This window comes from Flavobacterium sp. (assembly GCF_003525665.1).
Classification (GTDB): Bacteria; Bacteroidota; Bacteroidia; order Flavobacteriales; family Flavobacteriaceae; genus Flavobacterium.
On sequence record NZ_DQDX01000072.1, the window covers coordinates 1 to 3,504 of the forward strand.

Sequence of the window (3,504 nt, forward strand, 5' to 3'; positions counted from 1 at the left end):
TAACCATTCATACTTATCTTTGAAAGATAAACTTTCAATCTCTTTTTCTACTAAAATTTTAAATTTTAAGTATGCCTTTTTTACTCTTTCTTCTTCAGAATTTTTTTGAACTTTAAGTTTGTCATTTATTTCTTCAATTAAATTTGACGGATAATTTTGTATATATTTTTTGAAGAAATCCTTTATAGAATCTCCTGGAATTAAATAATCATCATATAACTCATCATCATCAACATTTGGAGTTCCAATTATTCTTGTATTAATTCCTTTGGCTTTCTTTTCAAATTTCTCATCAGTTGATAATTTTCCTTGAATTAAGATTACATTCCTGATTACAGCTCCAAGTATCTGTATTGTAAGGTAACGCTGTTGCCCATCAATAATTTCTACAATGTTTTCATTGTCTTTTTCACTGATATCCAGAATGATAGTGCCGATAAAAACAGGGTCTTTAGATACTATTGTTTCCCAAAACTCTTCAATTTGATTTTCTTCCCAAGTATATTGTCTTTGGAATCTCGGTATTCTGAATTTGTTTTTGGGTTGTATATAAACATCACCTATTGTTTTTCTTTCAACTAAAAAGTAACCTTTTGACATATTTCAATTTTTTGAGTTAGTGCAATTCCAATTTTTTCTATAACTCCAACAACTAAAGCATTACCCATAAAAAATGCACGTTTAGTATCTGTAACTCCTTCAAATTTTGTGTGATTATCAGGAAACATATTTAATCGTTCAAGTTCAACTGGAGATAATCTTCTATAACCTTTAGCGGTTTTTATTACGTGTTTAAATCTTGATGCAGATTTTCCACCTTCACCCGTTATAATTGTTCTGGATGGTTTGTCTAATGGATCTGGAAAAATCATTCCGCCTTCGCTGTAATTGTACTCAAAGCCTTGAGAGTTTTTTCTCATTTCTTTTTTTGCACCTTTTAAATAAAACCATTTATCTAAATCTTCTTCATTTATATAGAATTCTTCAGTTACTTCTCCGTTTTGGATTATGTCTTGTAGGATTGTAAATTTGTCTTCGTAACTTGGTTTTGTTTTGATTGTGGTTACAATTCCATCAATCATTATTCCTGTATTTTCAAACATTCCTTGCTTTCCATTTTTATTGAAATTTTCTGAAATTTCAACAATATCACCTTTAAGTTTAAATTCATTTGGAAATAAAATGTTATCAGATTGAACCGGAAACGCGTTAGCCAATGTTCCGTCTTTAAGTAACCAATCTGTTGCATTAGTTTCTTTTATTTCGTTGAAAATTGATGAATTTTGAGAATACGCTAAAATAAAAATTCTTCTTCTTCTTTGCGGCATTCCGTATTCTGCTGCGTTTACAACTCGCCATTCTACCGCGTATCCTAAATCATTTAAACTTTTTAGAATAATGGCAAAATCTCTTCCTCTTTGTCCAGATGGAGAGATTAAAAGCCTATCTACATTTTCTAAAAATAAGTATTTAGGTTTATTTTCTTTTTCGCTTAATATTTTGTGAATTGACCACCATAAAACACCTTTTTTCCCAATTAATCCTTTTGAGTTTTTTAACGTAGTGGCAACTGAATAGTCTTGGCAAGGAAAACCTCCAACTAATAAATCGTGATCCGGTATTTGAGAAACTTCAACGGTAGAAATATCTTGATTGCAATGATTTTTTTTGTCCCAACGAGATTCATAAACCATTGATGCGTGTTGCACTTTGGTTGACGGTTCCCATTGATTACTCCAAACAACTTCGTATGGACTTTCAAAATTTTCTTTATAATTTGATGATGCAGATTTGTTATCCCATCCTTCCAAGCCGAGTCTAAAACCTCCAACACCTGCAAACAATTCTACTACTTTTATTTTATTTTCCATCCTGCATAGTTTTTAGGTATAATGCTTTTTCTTCTGCTACTTTTAGAACTTCTCCAATATTTTCTTCATAGAGAATCGTATTTGCGATTTGATCACTTAACCAACTTGTAATCAATTTATTTTTGTCTAATTCGTAAAATTCAGCAAATTTCTCAACTTGTTCTTTTGTTGGTTTTCTTTCGCCACGCTCAAATTTGCTAATAATTGCTTGATCAATATCAATAGCAGAGGCAACTTGTCTTAATATAAGACCTTTGTTTTCTCTTTCATTTTTAATAATATTTCCAAATGTTTCCATAAGACAAAATTTGTTTTGACAAAAATAGTCAAAAAAACTAAACATTTGTATTTTGTTTAAAATATTTGATAAAAAAAACCAACTCTCATGTTTATGACAAACTTTTAACACTTCCACCACTAAAAACTTATTTCAAAAACTAGTATATTTGAAATCTTAAAAAACACACACTATGAAAAATATATTAAGTGCTTTGGTTGTAGCATCGGTTTTATTTGTTTCTTGCAAGAAAGAGGAAACTGCGGTTGCTCCAGAAGCCAATAAAGAAGAGTCGGTTTTCTCAGATTCTTTCTCTGGACCAATTGATACAGCTGCAGTTCCGGCTGCTACAGCAACTACTCCAGCTACAAACGGAAATCCAACTATGATGACTACAACGCAAACGGCTACGGTGGCTGCGCCAGCTCCGGTAGCTAAAGGAATGAATCCTGCGCACGGTCAGCCAGGACATCGTTGTGAAATTCCTGTTGGTGCGCCATTGAATTCGGCTCCAGGAAAAGCTAGCGTGCAACCAATAAAATCAACTAGTACAACAATTAGCTCATCCGATTTAAAAGCAGGAACGGTTACTACTAATGGTGCTACTATTACAACAGTAAATAATAATCCTACTCCAAATGCTGGTCCAATTGCTCCAACTGTTACAGCTCCGGGAATGAATCCGCCTCACGGTCAAGAAGGTCATGATTGCGCGGTTGCTGTTGGTGCGCCGTTACCGAAGAAATAAGTATTAGTTTTTAGATAGAATAGAAGAGTGGCTTTGTGGTCACTCTTTTTTTTTGTGGAATTGTTTTCATAGGTTCTCGATAAAATTTTTATAAAACAGCTAATCGCATTTTTATAAAAATCACTCGAAGTGACGGTAGTGTGAGTTTGACGTTTAGTTTTCATAGGTTCTCGATACAATTTTATATTTCAAAAACTAGCGTTTTTAAAACATAAAATCACTCGAAGTGACCGTAGAGTGAGTAAGATGATTTGTTTTCATAGGTTCTCGATTAGCTGCGCTCAGTTCGGCAAAAGCCATGGGTCAATTTTTTTTCCATCCTAATTTTGCAAGAGCACTCGAAGTGAGGTTGGTGTAAGTAAGATGATTTGTTTTTATAGTTCTCAGCGTCAGTTCGAGTGATTTTATAAAATAAAAATGCTAATTTTTGTTTTATAAAATTGTATCGAGAACGTTTGAAAAGATAGGCTTCTTAATTTTCCAGTAAAATTTTGCTCCGCTGTATCGCACAAATTCACTCGAAATGAAGGAAAGTTGTTTTTGAAACTCGGAACGTCATGGTTTTTTTAATGACGATTTTGTTTTTTTTGGAACACAGATTTGAGAAA

Annotated in this window: 4 protein-coding genes; 1 reads left to right on the forward strand and 3 read right to left on the reverse strand. The window is 32.7% G+C overall.

Annotation, left to right across the window (positions count from 1 at the left end; genetic code table 11):
- The 3 genes from DIU01_RS05045 to DIU01_RS05055 all read right to left on the reverse strand — a co-directional run.
- Window positions 1-600, reverse strand: a 600-nt coding sequence (locus DIU01_RS05045) for a DUF262 domain-containing protein (protein ID WP_290832152.1), incomplete at its 3' end; no start/stop codon positions are given.
- Window positions 579-1,871 (reverse strand): DNA (cytosine-5-)-methyltransferase, encoded by a 1,293-nt coding sequence (gene dcm, locus DIU01_RS05050; RefSeq protein WP_290832153.1) that lies wholly within the window; start codon window positions 1,869-1,871, stop codon window positions 579-581. The genes dcm and DIU01_RS05045, both read right to left, overlap by 22 nt.
- Window positions 1,861-2,169 carry a helix-turn-helix transcriptional regulator gene (locus DIU01_RS05055; protein ID WP_290832154.1) on the reverse strand — a complete coding sequence of 103 codons (309 nt, stop codon included), beginning with the start codon at window positions 2,167-2,169 and terminating at the stop codon, window positions 1,861-1,863. Before DIU01_RS05055 ends, dcm begins: the two co-directional genes overlap by 11 nt.
- 172 nt (window positions 2,170-2,341) lie before the next feature.
- Between DIU01_RS05055 and DIU01_RS05060 the strand changes: the two genes are divergently transcribed.
- Entirely contained in the window at window positions 2,342-2,896 is a 555-nt protein-coding gene (locus DIU01_RS05060; protein ID WP_290832155.1) for a hypothetical protein, read from the forward strand.
- The last annotated feature ends 608 nt before the right edge of the window (window positions 2,897-3,504 follow it).

Bases quoted from the DNA above. Each gene is read 5' to 3' on its own strand.
- DIU01_RS05060 (WP_290832155.1), top strand. From the start codon at position 2,342: ATGAAAAATATATTAAGTGCTTTGGTTGTAGCATCGGTTTTATTTGTT.
- dcm (WP_290832153.1), bottom strand. From the start codon at position 1,871: ATGGAAAATAAAATAAAAGTAGTAGAATTGTTTGCAGGTGTTGGAGGT.
- DIU01_RS05055 (WP_290832154.1), bottom strand. From the start codon at position 2,169: ATGGAAACATTTGGAAATATTATTAAAAATGAAAGAGAAAACAAAGGT.